Genomic DNA, 20,412 nt, shown 5'->3' on the forward strand with positions numbered 1-20,412 from the left:
CGAGACCGACCGCGACGGACTTCCCGCACACGGGGCACTTCGTTCCTGTACTGCTTGCCATGGTGGTGATGACGACCCTTCCGATGCTCCGGGCGGAGATGCCGCCCGAAAGATCAATTTTCGCACGGAATACCTGCCGCTTCCTCGCCGTTGTGGAATTCATGCCATTGACAGCGGAATACGAACCCGGAACCAGCGATTGGGCGCGCAAGCAGCTCGAGCTCTACGAGACCTCAGGAGGAACCGAGGGCACCGAGCTCAACGGGATGAGCGTCATCATCCTCAGCACCATCGGCGCCAAGAGCGGCAAACTGCGTAAGACGCCCCTGATGCGCGTCGAGCACGACGGCGAGTACGCCATCGTGGCCTCGCTCGGCGGCGCCCCGAAGCATCCGGTCTGGTACTTCAACGTGCTGGCGGACGACCACGTCGAGCTGCAGGATCGCACCGAGAAGCACGACTACCGTGCCCGCGAGGTCTTCGACGACGAGAAGGCGCTCTGGTGGGAGCGCGCCGTCGCCGCCTACCCGCCCTACGCCGAGTACCAGCAGAAGACGGATCGGTCGATCCCCGTCTTCGTGCTCACGCGTTTCGACCCCGAGCAGTAGCGGCCGGCGGGGCCTGACGCTGCGGCTCAGGCCTCGCCGAAACCGGTCTCGATCAGGTCGGCCAGCGCATTCACCGCGTCGGCGCCGTCGGGGTCCGAACTGGCGAGCTCGACGCTCGAGCCCTTGGTGAGCCCGAGCGACATGATGCCGAGCAGGCTCTTCGCGTCTTTGCCGTTCACGGTGACCTTGGCGGAGAAGGTCGTCGCGAGCTTCACGAACTCCGCGGCGGGCCGTGCGTGCAGGCCGTCCTTGTTGACCACCGTCACGGTGCGCGACGGGGTTCCGGATGCGGCGGGCCCGGCCTCGAACACCGGAACGGCCGCGATGTGCCCGTCTCCCGCATCCGCCGCCTTCGTCTCGCCGATGGCGTTGGCCGACTCGCCCGCGGAGACCACCGCGGCCAGATCGGCCCCGGACTCCGCGGCGACCGACGCGGCCACGCCGCCTTCGACCAGGGGCGCCGACACGATCCGTACGCGCGAACGCACCTCGTCGTCGAGGAAGTCCAGTGCGGTCTCGGCGGTGAGGATGGCCGATCCGAGGTCGCAGAACACGGCCACGCCCGCACCGGAGTCGGCGGCCTCGACCGCGGCCGTCACCTTGTCGAAGCTGGTGCCGATGCCGCCCTCGTCGGTGCCGCCGGCGGCCACCAGGGTCGCGGTGCCCGCCATCTGCGCGGCGAGCTCGACGAGCCCCTCGGCGATCTTGGAACTGTGCGAGACGAAGACGATCCCGACCGTGCCCTCGGTACCCGCCATGTCAGGCGTCTTTCCCGGCGGCGTCGGCCGCAGCATCCGCCGCCGCCCGCAGGATCAGCGACGACGACTGCGCTCCCGGATCGCGGTGCCCGATGGCCCGCTCCCCCAGATAGCTCGCGCGACCCTTCCGGGCCACCAAGGGCTCGGTCGCCTTCGCGCCCTTCTCGGCAGCGGTGGCCGCGGCATCCAGGATCTCGGCCTCGGTCTTGCCGGCCGCCTGGGCGGCCGCAGCGGCGTCGACCGCCGGAGTCCAGGCGTCGATCATCGTCTTGTCGCCGGGCTCCGCCTTGCCGCGCAGCACGATGCCGTCGCGGGCGGCGGTCAGCAGGGCGACCAGCGCGGCGCCGTCGAGCTCCGGCTCCTTGCCCACGGCGGCGGCGGCCTTGAGGTACGCCGTGCCCACCAGAGGGCCGGATGCTCCGCCCACCGTCGAGATGAGCGTCGTGGCGACGAGCTTCAGGGCATCACCCGGAACCGCGTCGGCCGGCAGATCGTCGAGCTTCGCCCGTACGGCGGTGTACCCGCGGTCGAGGTTCTCGCCGTGGTCGCCGTCGCCGATCTCACGGTCGAGGGTGACCAGTTCGACCCGGTGCTCCGAGACGACCTGTGCCGTCCTGCGGATCCAGTCCGTGGTCCAGTCGATGCCCAAGCTCATTCGTCTACCTTCCCCAGCGCAGCGCCGCGGTCTGCACGGGCGCATCCCACAACTCTGTCAGGTCCTCGTCCAGTTTCAGCACGCTGATCGACACGCCCTGCATCTCCAGCGAGGTCACGAAGTTGCCCACCAGAGTGCGCGTCACCGTGATCCCCCTCTCGGCGAGCACCTCGGCCGCCCGGCGGAACACGATGTACAGCTCCACCTGCGGGGTGCCGCCCATGCCGTTGACCAGCAGCAGCACCTCGTCGCCCGAGGCGAAGGGCAGATCTTCCAGGATGGGCGCGAGCAGGCGGTCGACGATGGCGTCGGCCGGTTCGAGCGTGATCCGCTCGCGGCCCGGTTCGCCGTGGATGCCGATGCCGATCTCGATCTCGTCGTCGGCCAGCACGAAGCTCGGCTCGCCGGCGTGCGGCACCACGCAGGGCGTCAGCGCCACGCCCATGGTGCGCACCCGGGCGTTGGCCTTCTCGGCCACCGCCACCACGGCATCCAGGTCGTCGCCGCGCTCGGCGGCCGCCCCCGCGATCTTCTCCACCAGCACCGTTCCGGCCACGCCACGACGGCCGGCCGTATAGAGCGAGTCCTTCACGGCGACGTCGTCGTCGATGATCACCGAGCGCACCTCGATGTCCTCGGCGGAGGCCAGATCGGCGGCCGTCTCGAAGTTGAGCACGTCGCCGGTGTAGTTCTTCACGATGTGCAGCACACCCGCTCCCCCGTCGACGGCCTTGGTGGCCGCCAGGATCGGATCGGGCGTGGGCGAGGTGAAGACCGGACCGGGAACGGCGGCGTCGAGCATCCCGAACCCGACGAATCCGCCGTGCAGGGGCTCGTGCCCGCTGCCGCCGCCGCTGACGATGCCGACCTTGCCGGAGACCGGGGCGTCTTTCCGCACGATGTAGATCGGGTCGTGCGACACGGTGACGATGTCGCCGTGCGCGGCCTCGAACCCCACGACGGCCTCGTCGACCACGTTCTTCGGATCGTTGATGAGCTTCTTCATTGAAATTCCCCTTCGATCGGACGTTCGTCGCCCGCGACGGGAGCCAGCGCCTGGCCATCCACGGCAAATCTACGCCGATTCGCAATCGCGGCGGTAGCGCCGGTGGAACGGTGCCGAAGATCGCACGGGATCGCCGCAAATAGCCGTGTACCTGGCAACATCCTGGGTTTATGGTGGGGGCAACCGTTCACCACGGAGGTCACAGCGGGTGGCCGAACAGTGCGAAGGAAGGTCATCGTGGACAATCTCGGTATCGATTTCTTGTCGGAGCTGGTGGGGACGGCGTTGCTGGTCCTGCTCGGCTGCGGTGTCGTGGCGAACGTGGCGCTGGTGCGGACGAAGGGATTCAACGGCGGGTTCCTGATGGTGAACATCGGCTGGGGCCTCGCGGTCTTCGCCGGTGTGATCGTCTCCTACGCCTCGGGCGCGCACCTGAACCCGGCCGTCACGCTCGGCCTCCTGGCCAACGGTGCGACGGAGTTCGGCTCGGCGGCGACTCCGGTCGATGTCAACTTCCTCTCCGTGATCGCCTACATCGGCGCGCAGCTGATCGGTGCGATCATCGGTGCGGTGTTCGTGTGGCTGGCGTACAAGCAGCACTTCGACGAGGAGCCGGAGCCGGCGAACAAGCTGGGCGTGTTCTCGACCGGCCCGGCGATCCGTTCCTACGGCTGGAACCTGGTGACCGAGATCATCGGCACCTTCGTGCTGGTGTTCGTGGTGATCGGCTTCGGCGGCGGCCGTCAGGGCGACGGCGGTCTCGCCGCGCTCGGAGCGCTCCCCGTGGCGCTGCTGGTGATCGGTATCGGTGCCTCGCTCGGTGGCCCGACCGGGTACGCGATCAACCCGGCTCGTGACCTCGGCCCGCGTATTGCGCACTTCATCCTGCCGATCAAGGGCAAGGGCACCTCGGACTGGTCGTACTCCTGGGTCCCGGTCGTGGGCCCGGTCATCGGCGGCGTACTGGCAGGTCTGCTCGCCATCCCGCTCCTGCCCATCCTCACCTGACACCCAGCGGGCCGGTCCACAGTGAAGTGGACCGGCCCGCTTCTCTTTCGGCGCGGTTCAGCCGCGCTCATCCGCTCTCTGTTCGTCTACCCACAAAGGAGTTGCCATGACGGATTACATCATCGCCATCGACCAAGGAACCACCTCGACCCGGGCCATCGTGTTCGACCATGCTGGAACGATCGTCTCGCAGGGCCAGAAGGAGCACGAGCAGATCTTCCCCAAGGCCGGCTGGGTGGAGCACAATCCCAAGGAGATCTGGGACAACACCCGCGAGGTCATCGGGCAGGCCCTCTCGAAGGCCAACATCACCCGCCACAACGTGAAGGCCGTGGGCATCACGAACCAGCGCGAGACCGCCGTCGTGTGGGACAAGACCACCGGCGAGCCCGTCTACAACGCCATCGTGTGGCAGGACACCCGCACGCAGTCGATCGTCGACCGCCTGGCGGCCGACAGCGACCTGGGCACCGAGCGCTTCAAAGACATCGTGGGCCTCCCGCTGGCCACGTACTTCTCCGGCACGAAGATCGTCTGGATCCTGGAGAACGTCGAGGGCGCCCGCGAGAAGGCCGAAGCCGGCGACCTGCTGTTCGGCACCACCGACAGCTGGGTCACCTGGAACCTCACCGGAGGCGTCGACGGCGGCGTGCACATCACGGATGTCACGAACGCCTCGCGCACCCTCTTCATGGATCTCGAGACGCTCGAGTGGCGTGACGACATCCTCGAGGCCTTCGGTGTTCCGAAATCGATGCTGCCCGAGATCAAGTCGTCCTCCGAGGTCTACGGCACCGTGCACGACTCCTCGCTGCTGCGCGAGGTGCCGGTCGCGGGCATCCTCGGTGACCAGCAGGCCGCCACGTTCGGCCAGGCCGCGTTCGATGCCGGCGAGGCCAAGAACACCTACGGCACCGGCAACTTCCTGATCTTCAACACCGGCACCGAGATCGTGAAGTCGAAGAACGGGCTGCTGACGACCCTCGGCTACAAGCTCGGCGACGACGTGCCGCACTATGCGCTGGAAGGCTCGATCGCCGTCACCGGCTCGCTCATCCAGTGGTTGCGCGACAATCTGGGGCTGATCTCCTCGGCCCCCGAGGTGGAGGAGCTGGCCAAGACGGTCGACGACAACGGCGGGGCGTACTTCGTACCGGCGTTCTCGGGACTCTTCGCGCCCTACTGGCGGTCGGATGCCCGTGGCGCGCTCGTAGGCCTCACCCGCTATGTGAACAAGGGCCACATCGCCCGGGCGGCCCTGGAGGCCACGGCGTTCCAGACGAAAGAGGTGCTCGACGCGGTCAACGCCGACTCCGGCGTTCCCCTGACCGAACTGAAGGTCGACGGCGGCATGATCGCCAACAACCTGCTGATGCAGTTCCAGGCCGACATCCTCGACGTGCCGGTCATCCGTCCGGTCGTGGCGGAGACGACCGCCCTCGGTGCGGCCTACGCGGCCGGCCTCGCGGTGGGCTTCTGGGCCAACCTCGACGAGCTGCGCGCCAACTGGCAGGAGGACTCGCGCTGGACGCCCGAGCTCGACTCCGCTGAGCGCGACCGCCTCTACCGCAACTGGAAGAAGGCCGTCACGAAGACGCTGGACTGGGTCGACGACGACGTGCAGTAGCTAGCTGCCGGGCTTGATTTAGCTGCCGGCGGCGCCGGGCTTCGCTCGGCGTCACCGGGGCTTTGCCGGTCCCTGCCCGGCAAAGCGCGAGATGTGAGCGCGCGGTCGAGGGACGCGGCCTTCGGTCGCATCCCTCGGCCACACGCTCACCTTGGGTCGTCGAGTACGGCCTGAGACTTGGGATCGGGGACTGCGATGTTGGTATCTTGTGGCGGTTGGCGCTGTTCTCAGGACTGGGTGGCGGCTACCCAGGCGGAGAGCTTGGCTGATGCGGCACCGGAGTCGATTGCTGTGGCTGCGAGGGACTGCTTCTCGGAGAGGCGCTCCAGGAGGGGGCGGTCTACCTGGGAGGGGTCGTTGGCGAGGTCGTAGGAGACCAGGCCGGCGGCGGCGTTCAGGAGGACGATGTCGCGCACGGGGCCGGGGTCTCCGGCGAGCACTCGGTGCACCACCTCGGCGTTGTGGTCGCCGTCGCCGCCCAGCAGCTGGTCGATCGAGGCGCGCGGGATGCCCAGGTCGCGCGGGTTGAGGTCGTGCTCCTTCACCGATCCGCGGGACACCTCCCAGATGTGGCTGTGACCCGTGGTGGTGAGCTCGTCGAGCCCGTCGTCCCCGCGGAAGACCAAGGCGGTCGCGCCGCGGGTCTGGAAGACGCCCACGATCAGCGGCACGCGGTCGAGATGCGCCACGCCCACCGCGGAGGCCTCGGTGCGCGCCGGGTTGCACAGCGGGCCGAGGAAGTTGAAAACGGTCGGCACACCGAGCTCGCCGCGCACCCCGGCGGCGTTCTTGAAGCCGGGGTGGAACTTCGCCGCGAAGGCGAAGGTGATCCCCGTCTCGGCGAGCACCTGGGCCACCCGCTCGGGCGACAGATCCACGTCGATGCCGAGCGAGCGCATCACGTCCGACGCCCCCGACTTCGACGAGGCCGCCTTGTTCCCGTGCTTGATCACCGGTACGCCGGCCGCCGCGGCCACGATCGAGGCCATCGTCGACACGTTCACGGTGCCGAAGCGGTCGCCCCCGGTCCCCACGATGTCCAGCGCCATCGGGTCGACGTGCAGCGGCAGGGCGTGGTCCAGGATCGCGTCCCGGAACCCGACGATCTCGTCGACGGTCTCGCCCTTGGCCCGCAGTGCGACCAGGAACCCGGCCAGCTGAGCCTCGGTGACGGCGCCCTCCATCACCTGATCCATCGACCAGGCGGCCTCGGAGATGGAGAGATCCTCCCCGGTCAGCAGACGGGCGATCGTGTCGGGCCAGGAGTGCGTTTCAGCCATAGCAGCGATCCTATGGCCGGTTCGATCCCCTCCTGGGCCGTACCACCACCCGAGACACGCCGGTAGTCCCGGGCGAAGCCGCGTATGTGCAAAAAATCGCCTGTGAATTCAGACATAATGGAACAGTGACGAGCAGCTCAATGACCCATTCTCAGAGTGCCACCATGGTTCAGCGCCCCAACATCGTGGCGGTGGGAACCATCGTGTGGCTCGGCAGCGAGGTCATGTTCTTCGCGGGCCTCTTCGCCATCTACTTCACCCTGCGTTCCACGAACCCGGGTGCCTGGGCCGAGCAGGCCACCATCCTCAACGTGCCGTTCGCGCTGGTCAACACGATCATCCTGGTGATCTCGTCGTTCTGGTGCCAGTTCGCGGTGTTCGCCGCCGAACGCGGCCAGGCCAAGCGCACCGGCTGGAGCCCCGTCAAGTGGGGTGTGACCGAGTGGATGTTCCTCACCTACGCCTTCGGCGCGATCTTCGTCTCCGGCCAGGTGCTCGAGTACGCCACCCTCGTCTCCGAGGGCATCACCATCGACGGCAATGCCTACGGATCGGCCTTCTACCTCACCACCGGCTTCCACGCCCTGCACGTCACCGGCGGCCTCATCGCGATGCTGCTGATGCTCGGCCGCGTCTTCGCCGTCAAGAACTTCGGTCACAAAGAGGCGACGTCCATCATCGTCGTGTCGTACTACTGGCACTTCGTCGACGTGGTCTGGATCGGCCTGTTCCTGGTGATCTACGTGCTCAAGTAGCACGCAGCCACCCGGCATCCGCCGACGTCGTTCCGCCCAGTTCGAACAGAGAGTAGAGAGAATGGCCCGCAAGAGCAGGAAAGCAGGCAGACGCCACCCCCTGGCGACCGTCGTGCTGATTGCTATCGGCCTGGTCGTCACCGGAGGCGGATACGCCGCCTTCAGCAGCACGACCACCGCATCCGCCGACACCAGCAGCGCCGCCAGCCAGAGCGTGATCGAGGAGGGCGAGAAGCTCTTCGCCTCGAACTGCGCCACCTGTCACGGGATGGACCTCGCGGGCACGCCCGACGGCCCGAGCCTGATCGGCGTGGGCGCGGCGGCCGTGAACTTCCAGGTGGGCACCGGCCGGATGCCCATGGCCATGCAGGGCCCGCAGGCGCTGCAGAAGCCCCCGCAGTTCACCGACGAGCAGACCGCTGCGATGGCCGCCTACGTGGCCTCCATCTCCCCCGGTCCCGCGATCCCCGACGAGAGCCTGCTGCAGGCCGACGGGGATGCCGCGAACGGTGGCGAGCTGTTCCGCATCAACTGCGCCATGTGCCACAACGTCGCCGGTGCCGGTGGAGCGCTCACCGAGGGCAAGTTCGCCCCCGAGCTCACCGGCGTGCTGGCCACGCACATCTACGAGGCCATGCTGACCGGCCCGCAGAACATGCCGGTCTTCAACGACGACAACCTCACCCCCGAAGACAAGCGCGACATCATCACTTACCTGAAGTACATCGAGAACAACCCCTCGCCGGGTGGAAACGAGCTCGGTTCGCTCGGTCCGGTGGCCGAGGGCCTCTTCGTGTGGATCTTCGGACTCGGCGCGATCATCGGTCTGATGGTCTGGCTGACGGCCAAGTCGAACTAATCCGCGTTGTCTCCGACACAGCACACCTGCAAGCTCGAAAGGGAACACAATGGCACATGACGAGGTGAGCGGCCACGATACAGCCGCTTCAGATTCGTCGGCCGTCGAGACGAGTCGAGGCACTTCGACCGGCACCGCGGTCATTGCTTCCGATGTCGCGAACCCGGGCGAGCCGCCCCACCGTCACCGCGTCACCGACACCGACCCGAAAGAGGAGAAGAAGGCCGCCCGCTCGGTCTACACCCTCTTCTACCTGTCGATCGCCGGCAGCATCTTCGCTCTGGCCGCCTACATGGCCTTCCCGATCGAAGACGGCTCGATCGACGCCATCCGTCTGAACACGCTGTTCATCGGTGTCGGGTCGGCCCTCGGTCTGTTCGGTATCGGTCTCGGCGCCGTGCACTGGGGCAAGGCCCTCATGTACGACAAGGAAGGCATCGACGAGCGTCACCCCGTCCAGGGAACGCCGGAGACGCGGGCCCGTGCCGTCGAGATCTTCGACGAGGCCGACCGCGAGTCGGGCTTCGGGCGTCGCACGCTCATCCGGAACAGCCTGATCGGCGCGATAATCGCGTTCCCGCTGCCCGGCCTGGTGCTCTTCCGTGGTCTCGCGCCGCAGGATCAAGACCCGGTGGAGCTGCTCAGCCACACCATGTGGAAGAAGGGCGACCGTCTGACGCTCGACCCCTCCGGCATCCCGGTCAAGGCCTCCGACGTCACGATCGGCTCGGTCTTCCACATCATCCCCGAGGGTCTGAACGAGCGGGAGGACAAGCTCGAGCAGAAGGCCAAGGCGGCCGTGCTGCTGATGCGCCTGAACCCCAAAGACCTCAACATCAGCGAGGGGCGCGAGGGCTGGTCGTACGACGGCATCGTCGCTTACTCGAAGATCTGCACGCACGTCGGATGCCCGGTGGCACTCTACGAGCAGCAGACGCACCACCTGCTCTGCCCCTGCCACCAGTCGACCTTCGACGTGGTGAACGAGTGCGAGGTCATCTTCGGCCCGGCCAAGCGGCCGCTGCCGCAGCTGCCCATCGAAGTCGATTCCGAGGGATACCTGGTCGCGCAGAGCGACTTCCACGAGCCCGTCGGCCCTAGTTTCTGGGAGCGCACATGAGCACCACCATCGAGCACAGCGAGACCACGGGTGCCTCGGCTCCCCCGGTTCGCAAGGGCGGCGGCTTCACCGGTGCCGCGGCGAATTACCTCGACGAGCGCACCAGCATCTCGGGTGTCGTCAAGGAGTTCGGTCGCAAGATCTTCCCCGACCACTGGTCGTTCATGCTCGGTGAGGTGGCGCTGTACAGCTTCGTCGTCATCATCCTCTCGGGTACGTTCCTGACCTTCTTCTTCCAGGCCTCGATGGTCGAGACGCACTACGACGGGTCTTGGGTTCCGCTCAAGGGCGTCGAGATGTCGGCCGCCATGGAGTCGGCCCTGCACATCTCCTTCGACGTGCGCGGCGGTCTGCTCGTTCGCCAGATCCACCACTGGGCGGCGCTGCTGTTCATCGCGGCCATCGGTCTGCACATGCTGCGCGTGTTCTTCACGGGTGCGTTCCGCAAGCCCCGCGAGCTCAACTGGCTGATCGGCTTCACGCTGTTCGTGCTGGCGATGGCCGAGGGCTTCACCGGCTACTCGCTCCCCGACGACCTGCTCTCTGGTAACGGTCTGCGGATCATCGACGGTCTGATCAAGGGCCTCCCCGTCATCGGCACCTGGACGTCGTTCCTGCTGTTCGGCGGCGAGTTCCCCGGTACACAGATCGTGGGGCGGTTCTACACGCTGCACATCCTGTTGCTGCCGGCGATCCTGGTGGCGGCGCTGGCGCTGCACCTCGTGTTCGTGGTCGTGCATAAGCACACCCAGTTCGCAGGGGCCGGCCGCACCGAGAAGAACGTGATCGGCTACCCGATCCTCCCGGTGTACGCCGCGAAGGCCGGTGGCTTCTTCTTCCTGGTGTTCGGTGTCATCGTGCTGATGGCCTCGTTCTTCACGATCAACCCGATCTGGAACTACGGTCCGTACGACCCCTCCCCGGTATCGGCGGGTACCCAGCCCGACTGGTACATCGGCTTCGCCGACGGCGCTCTGCGTCTGATCCCGCCGGGGTTGGAGTTCGTCTGGCTGAACCACACCTGGTCGTTCAACATCATCATCCCCGTGGTGGCTCTGGTGCTGTTGCTATTGCTGGTCGCGATTTATCCCTTCGTCGAGGGCTGGGTCACCGGCGACAAGCGGGAGCACCACATCCTCGACCGTCCGCGCAACACGCCCACCCGCACCGCCATCGGTGCCGCCGGTGTCACGTTCTACGCGGGCCTCTGGGCGGCGGCTTCGTCCGACCTCGTGGCGACGCACTTCCAGTTGTCGATCGAGGGTGTCATCCACGTCGTGCAGGCGTGGGTCGTGCTCGGCCCGTTCCTGGCCTACTTCGTCACGAAGCGTGTCTGCATCGCCCTGATGAAGAAGGACCGCGAGATCGTGCTGCACGGCTACGAGTCCGGCCGGATCGTGCGTCTGCCCGGCGGCGAGTACATCGAGGTGCACGAACAGGTCGACGACTACGAGCGCTGGCGCCTGGTGGACTACGAGGTCTACGAGCCGATCATGGTGCGCCCGAACGCCCAGGGCAGGATCACCGCCAGTGCGCGCCTGCGGGCCCGCATGTCGAACTGGTTCTTCGAAGACCGCATCGCGCCCGCTCAGCAGAGCGAGCTCGGCCACGGTCACGGCCACGACGCCACCCCCGGCGAGATCGAGGGCGGCAAGGGCCACTAGCCCACCCCGCTCCCCCACTCAGGGCCCGACACTCATGCGAGTGCCGGGCCCTTCGTCGTTCCCGGCGGCATTGAGTAAGAACTGCTCATAACGCGCGAGGTGGATCCGGACCCAGCATGAGTATGGACCCATCCACCTACAGAAAGTCAGACCCATGACCCTCCCCATGACCACGGCGAAACGACGCCGGCGCGCAGCACTTGTCGCGTCGGTCGCGCTCGGTGCAGTAGCGCTCAGTACCGCGCTCGCGGCTCCGCTGTCAGCGTCAGCCGCCACCAGCGTCGCAGGCCGCCTCACCTTCTGTCCCACCCAAATCACGAAGGTCGGCACGGCCGTCGCCTACGACATCGCCGACCCCGGTCGCACCGCCGCACTCAACGTCTCTGTCATCGACGGAGAGCTGCCCGACGGACTCGCACTGATACCTCACGCTGGACTCGGCACGACCGTGGAGGGCACTCCGACCAAGACTGGCACGTTCACGTTCACCCTGAACTTCTCCGAAGGCGGAGCCCTTTTCGGATCACAAAGCTGTGTGATGGACATCGTGCCGACCACCTCCATCGTCGATCGGGTCGACGGTGCCAACCGGTACGATGTGTCGGCGAACGTCGCGAACCGAACCTTCCCGAGCGGCAAAGCTCCCCTGGTGTACGTCGCCAGTGGTGGAAACTACGCCGACGCCCTCAGTGCGTCAGCCATCGCAGCCGAGCACAAAGCGCCTCTCATCCTCTCGTCCCGAGATGGCCTGCACTCATTCTCCGCCTACGTCCACAACGTCCTGGCGAGCTACGAACCCTCCAACGTCGTCGTAGTCGGTGGGGAGTCGACTTTGCACCAGTCGGTGATCGATGAGCTGAAGGAATTGAGCAGTCATCCCACCGTCACGAGGATCGGAGGAGCAGATCGGTTCGAAGTCTCCCGAAACCTGATCAGCAATCCAACCTTCGGTGCCCTCCCATCGAGCAAGCTGTTCATCGCCAGCGGCCTCACGTTTCCCGATGCACTGAGCGCCAGCCCTGCTGCAGCGAAGACGACTGCGCCGCTTCTACTGGTGAACGGCAACGCCCCGGCTCTCAGCTCGGTTGAGACATCTTTGATCACAGCCCGGGGAGTCACGGGTGCGACCCTCTTCGGCGGTCTCGACTCCGTGTCGGCCAGCATGGAGACGTCTATCAAGGCCGTTACTGGAACTCTCACCCGTGTGGACGGCGCCGATCGTTACGCCGTATCGGCGAACACGTCCGCCGCGTTCTTCACGACAGTCACGGACACGATCTACTTCGCCACCGGCGCCAACTTCCCCGACGCTCTGGCCGGCGGCGTCCTCGCCGGGGTCAACGGCGCACCCATCCTGCTCACCCAGAAGAGCTGTGTTGCGCAGGAAGTCGCCGACCAGGTACGGGCACTCAAGCCCAAGCACATCGTGCTGCTCGGCGGCCCGAACAGCCTCGACGCCAACCTCGAGAACTTGCCGATCTGCGCCTAGGGGTCACCGGCGGCGCACGCCTGCGGGCCCGGATTTCGAATTGGTTCTTCGAAGACCGCATCGCGCCCGCTCAGCAGAGCGAGCTCGGCCACGGCCACGACGCCACCCCCCGGCGAGATCGAGGGCGGTAAGGGCCACTAGCCCACCCCGCTCCCCCACTCAGGGCCCGGCACTCATCGGAGTGCCGGGCCCTTCGGCGTTCCCGGCGGCATTGAGTAGGAACTGCTCATAACGGCTAGTCGTTTGCATGCGGCAGCATCGATCGTGATCCCCACCCACCATCGAAAGCGACCCTCATGATCACCATCTCCAGAACCAGCAGGCTGCGCTCCCGCGCGGCCGTCATCGCAGCCGCAGCAGTCGGCCTCGCCACTGCTCTCGCCGCGCCCACGGCGGCATCCGCCCTCAGCCCGGGCCTTCAACTGTGCCCACCGACAGTGCAGAAGATTGGGACTGCCTATTCCGAGGACTTCTTCGACAGCCACGAGGGCACGTTCGATGTGTCCATAATCGGGGGAGCACTCCCGCCCGGCATCTCGATCTACAACCCCGGTTGGGCCGGACGCTACCAGGGCACTCCGACGCAGAAGGGAAGCTACCAGTTCACCTACCAGACCGTGGACACGAATCATGGCGACGTGCAGTCGAAGACCTGCCGGGTGGACGTGGTCGCAGCGGACTCCATTCTGCAACGCATGGACGGTGATGATCGGTATGACGTCGCCGCCAACCTCGCCCTGCAGATGCTTGCGTACGGCCCCACCGAGAAGGGTGGCATCGTCTACTTGGCGAGTGGCGAGAACTTCTCGGACGCGCTGAGTGCATCGGCGGTGGCAGCTCAACATGACGCTCCCCTCCTGCTCACGTCAGCCGGCCACCTCCCCGCGCAGACGTCGCGGATGATCACCATCCTGGAGTCGACGCAGATCGTGGTTGTCGGCGGCGAGAACAGCATCAACGCCTCGGTTGTAGCGGAGCTCACAGCGCTGCGGTCCGGCGCCAGCATCACCCGCATTGCTGGGGCGGACCGTTTCGAGGTGTCTCGAAATCTCATCAGCGACACGAGGTTCGGGGCGATGCCGTCCACGAAACTCTACGTCGCCACGGGCCTGAAGTTCCCGGATGCGTTGAGTGCCAGCCCGGCCGCTGCCAAAGCGAAGACGCCGGTACTGCTCGTCAACGGTGGCGCCACAGAGTTGAGCGCGGCGGAGAAGACGCTGCTCACCGGGCGCGGGGTCAAGTCCGCGACAGTGTTCGGTGGCGAAGACACCCTCTCCGCCGGCGTGGCTTCTTCCATCAAGACGGTCACCGGTGCAGTCAACCGGATCGAGGGCGACGACCGGTTCATCGTGTCGGCTAACGTCACCGCGGCGAACTACACGTCGCCGGCCGACACGATCTACTTCGCCACGGGCGCCACCTACCCCGACGCGCTGGCCGGCGGCGTGCTGGCTGGAGTGAAGGGTGCACCGATCCTGCTGACGCAGAAGAGCTGTGTTGCTCAGGAGGTCGCTGACCAGGTGCGGGCACTCAAGCCCAAGCACATCGTGCTGCTCGGCGGCCCGAACAGCCTCGACGCCAACCTCGAGAACCTCCCCGTCTGCTGACGCTGCCCTGAGGTCATGCAAAGAGGCCCGTCACTCTTCGGAGTGGCGGGCCTCTCTGCGACGGCGGAGCCCGGTAACGACGGAGCCTAGGGCTTGATACGGGCCGTTAGTCCGTCGTTGGCTGCGACGACGCGCAAACTCGGTCGTTACAGCGGCCGAGGTGCACACTTTGCATGGTCGGAGGGAGCGAGCGGGCTGACAGGCGGAAGGGCCCCCATCCGTGTGGATGAGGGCCCTTCCGGCCGGACGACGGGCGGCTAGCGGGCGAAGTAGCCGCGGTAGTACTCGAAGACCCAGCCGACGATGGCCACCAGGAGGAGGGCCACGGCGATGAACGAGATCCAGAAGCCGACGGCGAGGCCGAGGACCATCAGGGCGCCACCACCGGCGAGGATGATGGGCCACCAGCTCCAGGGGCTGTAGAAGCCCATCTCAGGGTCACCGTCGTCGATGTTCGAGTCGAGGCGGTCTTCGGGCAGCTCCGCACCCTGTGCCTTGTGCACACGGCCGAGGTAGAAGGCGAGGAACGCCGAGAGGATGGCGGCCAGGCCGATGCCCAGTGCACCCACCCACTCGATCTGGCCTTCGTACCAGATCAGTGACCAGATGATGTACGCCGCGTCGGCGAGCAGCATGAAGCCGCAGAGGATCCAGAAGAGGTTGGTGTTGACTCTCATGGGTTACTTGACCTTGCCTTGCGAGACGTCGTACGTGGGAGCATCCGGAGCATCCTTCGCCGGACCGACGCCGACCGGGATGCCGGCCTCGGGGTGGTTCAGGTCGAAGGCCGGAGACTCCGAACGGATGCGCGGGATCGAGGTGAAGTTGTGGCGCGGCGGCGGGCACGAGGTGGCCCACTCGAGCGAGCGGCCGTAGCCCCACGGGTCGTTCACAGTGACCTTCGGCGCCTTGCGGGCCGTGATGTACACGTTCAGGAAGAACGGGATGAGCGACGCGGCGAGGATGAAGGCACCGATGGTGGAGAGCTGGTTCATCCAGGCGAAGCCGTCTTCGGGCTGGTAGGTCGCGTACCGACGCGGCATACCCAGCACGCCCAGCCAGTGCTGGATGAGGAACGTGGTGTGAAAGCCGATGAACAGCAGCCAGAAGTGCCAGTGGCCGAGGCGCTCGTTGAGCATCTTGCCCGTCCACTTGGGCCACCAGAAGTAGAAGCCCGAGAACATGGCGAACACCACGGTACCGAACACCACGTAATGGAAGTGCGCCACCACGAAGTAAGTGTCGGAGACGTGGAAGTCGAGCGGCGGCGAGGCCAGGATGACACCGGTGAGACCACCGAAGGTGAAGGTGATCAAGAAGCCGATGGCCCAGATCATGGGCGTCTCGAAAGTGACGGATCCCCGCCACATCGTGCCGATCCAGTTGAAGATCTTCACACCCGTGGGGACGGCGATCAACATCGTCATCAGCGCGAAGAACGGCAGCAGCACCGATCCGGTGACGTACATGTGGTGAGCCCACACCGTGACCGAGAGCGCCGCGATCGAGATCGTCGCGTAGATGAGGGTCTTGTAGCCGAAGATCGGCTTGCGGCTGAACACCGGGAAGACCTCGGAGACGATGCCGAAGAACGGCAGCGCGATGATGTAGACCTCCGGATGCCCGAAGAACCAGAACAGGTGCTGCCAGAGCAGCACGCCGCCGTTGGCCGCGTCGTAGATGTGCATGCCGAACACCCGGTCGCCACCGAGGGCGAACAGCGCGGCGGCCAGCACCGGGAAGGCCATCAGCACGAGGATCGAGGTGACCAGGATGTTCCAGGTGAAGATCGGCATCCGGAACATCGTCATGCCGGGGGCGCGCAGCGTGATGATCGTCGTGATGAAGTTCACCGCACCGAGGATGGTGCCGAAGCCCGATAGGCCGAGGCCGAACACCCAGAGGTTTCCGCCGTCACCGGGTGTGAACGTCGTCGACGACAACGGGGCGTAGGCGAACCAGCCGAACGAGGCGGCACCCTGCGGGGTGAGGAAGCCGGAGACGGCGATCAGCGAGCCGAACAGGAAGAGCCAGAAGGCGAACGCGTTCAGTCGCGGGAACGCGACATCCGGAGCACCGATCTGCAGCGGCATGATGACGTTGGCGAAGCCCGCGAACAGCGGCGTCGCGAACATCAGCAACATGATCGTGCCGTGCATCGTGAAGAGCTGATTGTACTGGTCTTTCGTCTGCAGCAGCTCGAGACCGGGCTCGAACAGCTGGGCACGGATGACCAGGGCCATCACACCGCCGAGGCAGAAGAAGATGAACGAGGCGATCAGGTACATGTACCCGATGGTCTTGTGGTCGGTGGAGGTGATCCACTTGACCAGGATGTTGCCCTTGCGGCCGACGGTCTTCGACGGTGTCGGAAGGGGGGCCGGTGCGCCGGCGGGCGCCACGTCGAGGGTTGCAGTCATGTCGAGTTCCTACTCTTCCTCGTGTGCCGGCTCACCGATGCCGGGGAGGTTCTGGTTGCGGTCGTACTCGTGGCCCAGCTGGCCCGTCTGACCGGCGTCTTTCAGGGACTGGATGTAGTCGTCGTACTCCTGCTGCGAGACGACCTTCACGTTGAACAGCATCATCGAGTGGTACTCGCCGCAGAGCTCGGCGCACTTGCCGCTGAACGTGCCTTCACGCTCGGGCGTGACGTACATGTCGTTCGTCTTGCCGGGCAGCATGTCCTTCTTGTAGAGGAAGTCGATGACCCAGAAGGAGTGGATGACGTCGCGCGACTCGAGCTGGATGTGCACGGTCTTGCCGACGGGCAGGTAGAGCACCGGCAGCTCGGACTCGACCAGGTTGCCGTTGGCGTCGTCGGGGTCGTCTTGACCCTGCACGCCGGCGTAGTAGACGTCGTCGTCGACGTAGTTGAAGTCCCACGCCCACTGCTTGCCGAAGACCTGGATGGTGACATCCGGGTCGTCGTAGGCCGCCTCGATGGCGCTCTGGTCTTTCGCGGTGAAGGCGAAGAAGCCGAGCACGAGGATGAGCGGCACGATCGTGTAGAAGATCTCGATCGGCATGTTGTAGCGCAGCTGAGCCGGCAGGCCGGTCTGGCCCTTGCGGCGGCGGTACACCACGATCGCCCAGATGGTGAGACCCCAGGTGATGACACCCACGATCAGCAGCACGATCCAGGACGTGACCCACAGGCCGATGACCCGGTCGACGTTATTGGTGGTTCCGGGCTCCGTCGGCAGCCAGCCCTGGAGCTGGGCCTGGGTGCACCCGGCTAGGACCACAGACATGACGAGCGCGATAGGGATCGCAGCCCAGCGGAGACGTCGGTTAGAGCGCACCAGAGACCTTTCGGGAAGCTACACCTGAGTGTATTTGACCTCCTCCTAGCCTACTGTGTGGAATTCCTCGTCGCTGCCACAGGCGCACCGGATGAGGGTGTGTTAGGGACGAAAAAAGGGCCGCTCCCGAAGGAGCGGCCCGAGATCTCGCGGATCGCGATCAGTGGAACGAATCTCCGCAGGCGCAGCTGCCGGACGCGTTCGGGTTGTCGATGGTGAAGCCCTGCTTCTGGATGGTGTCTTCGAAGTCGATGGTGGCGCCCTCGAGGTAGGGGGTGCTCATCTTGTCGACGATGACCTCGACGCCGTCGAAGTCGACCACGCCGTCGCCGTCGAGCATCCGCTCGTCGAAGTAGAGCTGGTAGATCAGGCCCGAGCATCCGCCGGGCTGGACGGCGACGCGCAGACGCAGGTCGTCGCGGCCCTCCTGCTCGAGGAGGCTGCGCACCTTGTCGCCCGCGGCGGGGGTGATGCCGACCTTGTGGGCGGGAGACTCGACCTCGGGGGCCTGAACCTCAGCGGTCTTCTCGAGTGTGATGTCGCTCATGAGCACTCCTTTTCAGTCGGAAGGATGACGGAAGTCTAACTCCGCCAACCGGGTGTTCTGCTTATTCATTCCCGCCGCGGTCGTTCATTCTCAGCAAGAGCAGCGCCTCGGTGGCGATCGCCCGCTTGAAGACGCCCAGGTGCAGCGACTCGTTCGGGCTGTGCGCCCGGGTGTGCGGGTCTTCGACGCCGGTGACCAGGATCTGCGCCTCGGGGAACACCCGCACCAGATCGGCGATGAAGGGGATGGAGCCGCCGATGCCTGCCTCGACCGGCTCGGCGCCCCAGGCGTCGCGCATGGCGTCTTTCGCCGCCGTGACGGCCCAGCCCGAGGTGTCGACCAGGAACGGGCTCCCGGTGTCGACGTCGTCGATCTCGACCTGAGCGCCGAAGGGGGTGTGCGAGCGGATGTGGGCGACCAGCGCCTCGTAGGCCTCCGAGGCATCCTGCCCCGGAGCGATCCGGGCGCTCACCCGCACCGAGACACTGGGGATGAGGGTGTTCGAGGCGTTCGCCACGCTGGGCGCGTCGATGCCGGTGACGGTGATCGACGGGCCGGCCCAGAGGCGGGACAGGATCGAGCCGGTGCCGATGGGCTGCACGCCCTCGAGCAGGCCGGCCTCGTCGCGGAGGGTCTGATCGGTGTACTCCGGCGTGTCGACGGGGCGCGAGGTGAGGCCCTCGACGGCGACCGATCCGTTCTCGTCGTGCAGCGTGGACAGCAGGCGGATGGCGGCGAGCATCGCATCCGGAACCGCTCCGCCGAACATGCCCGAGTGCGAGGCGTGCGCCAGCGTGGACACGGTGAGGCGGAAGGTGACGTTGCCGCGCAGGCTGATGGTGAGCGACGGCGTCACCGTGTCCCAGTTGTCGGAGTCGGCGACCACGATGACGTCGGCGGCCAAGGCGTCGCGGTTGTCGTCGAGGAAATGGGCGAAGGAGCGGGACCCGAACTCCTCCTCCCCCTCGATGAAGACGACGACGCCGAGGTCGAAGTCGGCCCCGGCGATCTCCTGCAGCGCGCGGATCGCGGCGAGGTGCGAGACGACCCCCGCCTTGTCGTCGGCGGCACCGCGGGCGTAGAGGCGGTCGCCGCGGACGGTGGGCTCGAAGGCGGGCGACTCCCAGTCGGCCTCGGCACCGGGCGGCTGCACGTCGTGGTGCGCGTAGAGCAGCACGGTGGGGCGGCCGTTCTTCGCGGCGCGGCGGGCCAGCACCGCGGGCTGGCCGAGCTCGCCCGGCTCCGTCGAAGACGCGGAGCCGAGGGATGCGCGCTTGATCTGCACCTCGTCGAAGACGCCGGTGCCGCGGAACAGCTCGGCGACGGCCTCTGCGCTCTGAGCGACGTGGGCCGGATCGAAGGCCGCCCACGACACCGAGGGGATGCGCACGAGGTCGGTGAGATCGGCGATCGACGACGGCAGCGCGAGCTCGACCGCCTCGGCGAGTGCCTTCTCGCGGGCTTCGGCATCCGGATGCTGGGAGAACGGAGGACGTGCGTGGTCGGTCATGCAGGTAATCTTAAGAGACGAACGAACGAGGACACCGTGGCGAAGAAATCCAGCACTCCCGAAGCTCCCGTCGAAACCCCCGTGGTGGAGACGACCGCCGGCAAGGGTCACGCGACCCCGACGCGCAAGGAGCGTGAGGCCGCGAACCTGCGCCCTCTGGTGCCGAGCGACCGCAAGGAGGCGTCGAAGGACGCCCGCCGCCGCCAGCAGGAGCTGCGCGACAAGGCGCGGATCGGCATGGCCAACGGCGACGAGAAGTACCTCCCGGCCCGCGACCGCGGCGTGCAGAAGCGCTACGTGCGCGACTACGTCGACGCCCGCTTCACCGTGGGTGAGTTCTTGATCCCGGCGATGTTCGTGGTGATCATCGTCACCCTCGTGCCCAACGCCCTGGTGCAGCAGTACGTGATGCTCGCGCTCTACGCCTTCGTGCTGATCGTGATCGCCGACTGCCTGTTCATGGGCTTCCGCCTCACCAAGAAGATGCGCGAGAAGTTCGGCGCCGACAAGGTCGAGCGGGTGCGGTGGTACGCCACCATGCGCGCGCTGCAGTTCCGCCGCCTGCGCCTGCCGAAGCCGCAGGTCAAGCGCGGCGAGTTCCCCAAGTAACTCGTCGC

At 66.4% G+C, this 20,412-nt stretch carries 19 protein-coding genes; 10 read left to right on the forward strand and 9 right to left on the reverse strand.

The features are described 5' to 3' along the window. Window positions 1-161: 161 nt before the first annotated feature. Window positions 162-608: a nitroreductase family deazaflavin-dependent oxidoreductase gene (locus tag ACN4JJ_RS18450; protein WP_440711357.1), complete on the forward strand. Its 447-nt coding sequence runs from the start codon at window positions 162-164 to the stop codon at window positions 606-608. 26 nt (window positions 609-634) lie between these two features. Here the strand turns inward: ACN4JJ_RS18450 and dhaM are convergent, their stop codons facing one another. The 3 genes from dhaM to dhaK are packed head-to-tail and all read right to left on the reverse strand — an operon-like array spanning window position 635 to window position 3,027. Continuing rightward, a complete protein-coding gene (dhaM, locus tag ACN4JJ_RS18455; protein WP_440711358.1) occupies window positions 635-1,366 on the reverse strand; it encodes a dihydroxyacetone kinase phosphoryl donor subunit DhaM in 732 nt (243 codons plus the stop codon). A 1-nt stretch (window position 1,367) separates the two neighbouring features. Further along, window positions 1,368-2,021, reverse strand: a complete 654-nt coding sequence (dhaL, locus tag ACN4JJ_RS18460) for a dihydroxyacetone kinase subunit DhaL (RefSeq protein ID WP_440711359.1) — start codon at window positions 2,019-2,021, stop codon at window positions 1,368-1,370. Between the two features lie 4 nt (window positions 2,022-2,025). After that, complete coding sequence (gene dhaK, locus ACN4JJ_RS18465; protein ID WP_440711360.1) at window positions 2,026-3,027, reverse strand: dihydroxyacetone kinase subunit DhaK; 1,002 nt, start codon at window positions 3,025-3,027, stop codon at window positions 2,026-2,028. A 237-nt stretch (window positions 3,028-3,264) separates the two neighbouring features. Here dhaK and ACN4JJ_RS18470 point away from each other — a divergent pair, with 237 nt between their 5' ends. Continuing rightward, window positions 3,265-4,035, forward strand: a complete 771-nt coding sequence (locus tag ACN4JJ_RS18470; protein WP_440711361.1) for an MIP/aquaporin family protein — start codon at window positions 3,265-3,267, stop codon at window positions 4,033-4,035. 106 nt (window positions 4,036-4,141) lie between these two features. Continuing rightward, window positions 4,142-5,662: a glycerol kinase GlpK gene (gene glpK / locus ACN4JJ_RS18475; RefSeq protein WP_440711362.1), complete on the forward strand. Its 1,521-nt coding sequence runs from the start codon at window positions 4,142-4,144 to the stop codon at window positions 5,660-5,662. Window positions 5,663-5,889: 227 nt separating this feature from the next. On the opposite strand, the gene trpD is transcribed toward glpK, so the two are convergent. Then, window positions 5,890-6,942: an anthranilate phosphoribosyltransferase gene (gene trpD, locus ACN4JJ_RS18480; protein WP_440711363.1), complete on the reverse strand. Its 1,053-nt coding sequence runs from the start codon at window positions 6,940-6,942 to the stop codon at window positions 5,890-5,892. A gap of 125 nt (window positions 6,943-7,067) precedes the next feature. On the opposite strand from trpD, the gene ctaE reads away from it, so the two are divergent. From ctaE to ACN4JJ_RS18510, 6 genes are all read left to right on the forward strand, one after another. Next, window positions 7,068-7,697, forward strand: a complete 630-nt coding sequence (gene ctaE / locus ACN4JJ_RS18485) for an aa3-type cytochrome oxidase subunit III (RefSeq protein ID WP_440711364.1) — start codon at window positions 7,068-7,070, stop codon at window positions 7,695-7,697. 61 nt (window positions 7,698-7,758) lie between these two features. Next, window positions 7,759-8,556, forward strand: coding sequence for a cytochrome bc1 complex diheme cytochrome c subunit (gene qcrC / locus ACN4JJ_RS18490; protein ID WP_440711365.1), 798 nt, complete (start codon window positions 7,759-7,761; stop codon window positions 8,554-8,556). A 49-nt stretch (window positions 8,557-8,605) separates the two neighbouring features. Then, window positions 8,606-9,676 (forward strand): cytochrome bc1 complex Rieske iron-sulfur subunit, encoded by a 1,071-nt coding sequence (gene qcrA / locus ACN4JJ_RS18495; protein WP_440711366.1) that lies wholly within the window; start codon window positions 8,606-8,608, stop codon window positions 9,674-9,676. Next, on the forward strand, window positions 9,673-11,340 hold the full coding sequence (qcrB, locus tag ACN4JJ_RS18500) for a cytochrome bc1 complex cytochrome b subunit (RefSeq protein WP_440711367.1): 1,668 nt from the start codon (window positions 9,673-9,675) through the stop codon (window positions 11,338-11,340). Before qcrA ends, qcrB begins: the two co-directional genes overlap by 4 nt. Before the next feature lie 154 nt (window positions 11,341-11,494). Further along, window positions 11,495-12,829, forward strand: a complete 1,335-nt coding sequence (locus ACN4JJ_RS18505) for a cell wall-binding repeat-containing protein (RefSeq protein ID WP_440711368.1) — start codon at window positions 11,495-11,497, stop codon at window positions 12,827-12,829. A gap of 296 nt (window positions 12,830-13,125) precedes the next feature. Beyond that, entirely contained in the window at window positions 13,126-14,436 is a 1,311-nt protein-coding gene (locus ACN4JJ_RS18510) for a cell wall-binding repeat-containing protein (RefSeq protein WP_440711369.1), read from the forward strand. A gap of 257 nt (window positions 14,437-14,693) precedes the next feature. On the opposite strand, the gene ACN4JJ_RS18515 is transcribed toward ACN4JJ_RS18510, so the two are convergent. The 5 genes from ACN4JJ_RS18515 to ACN4JJ_RS18535 form a co-directional block, all read right to left on the reverse strand. After that, entirely contained in the window at window positions 14,694-15,113 is a 420-nt protein-coding gene (locus ACN4JJ_RS18515) for a cytochrome c oxidase subunit 4 (RefSeq protein WP_440711370.1), read from the reverse strand. A gap of 3 nt (window positions 15,114-15,116) precedes the next feature. Then, window positions 15,117-16,856, reverse strand: a complete 1,740-nt coding sequence (ctaD, locus tag ACN4JJ_RS18520; RefSeq protein ID WP_440711371.1) for an aa3-type cytochrome oxidase subunit I — start codon at window positions 16,854-16,856, stop codon at window positions 15,117-15,119. A gap of 9 nt (window positions 16,857-16,865) precedes the next feature. After that, complete coding sequence (gene ctaC / locus ACN4JJ_RS18525; RefSeq protein WP_440711372.1) at window positions 16,866-17,738, reverse strand: aa3-type cytochrome oxidase subunit II; 873 nt, start codon at window positions 17,736-17,738, stop codon at window positions 16,866-16,868. Window positions 17,739-17,898: 160 nt separating this feature from the next. Continuing rightward, on the reverse strand, window positions 17,899-18,285 hold the full coding sequence (locus ACN4JJ_RS18530; RefSeq protein WP_440711373.1) for a HesB/IscA family protein: 387 nt from the start codon (window positions 18,283-18,285) through the stop codon (window positions 17,899-17,901). Between the two features lie 61 nt (window positions 18,286-18,346). Then, complete coding sequence (locus ACN4JJ_RS18535) at window positions 18,347-19,795, reverse strand: dipeptidase (protein WP_440711374.1); 1,449 nt, start codon at window positions 19,793-19,795, stop codon at window positions 18,347-18,349. Window positions 19,796-19,831: 36 nt separating this feature from the next. Here ACN4JJ_RS18535 and ACN4JJ_RS18540 point away from each other — a divergent pair, with 36 nt between their 5' ends. Further along, a complete protein-coding gene (locus tag ACN4JJ_RS18540) occupies window positions 19,832-20,404 on the forward strand; it encodes a DUF3043 domain-containing protein (protein ID WP_440711375.1) in 573 nt (190 codons plus the stop codon). Window positions 20,405-20,412: the final 8 nt, after the last annotated feature.

The sequence above is a fragment of the Herbiconiux dendrobii genome (assembly GCF_052048175.1).
Classification (GTDB): Bacteria; Actinomycetota; Actinomycetes; order Actinomycetales; family Microbacteriaceae; genus Herbiconiux.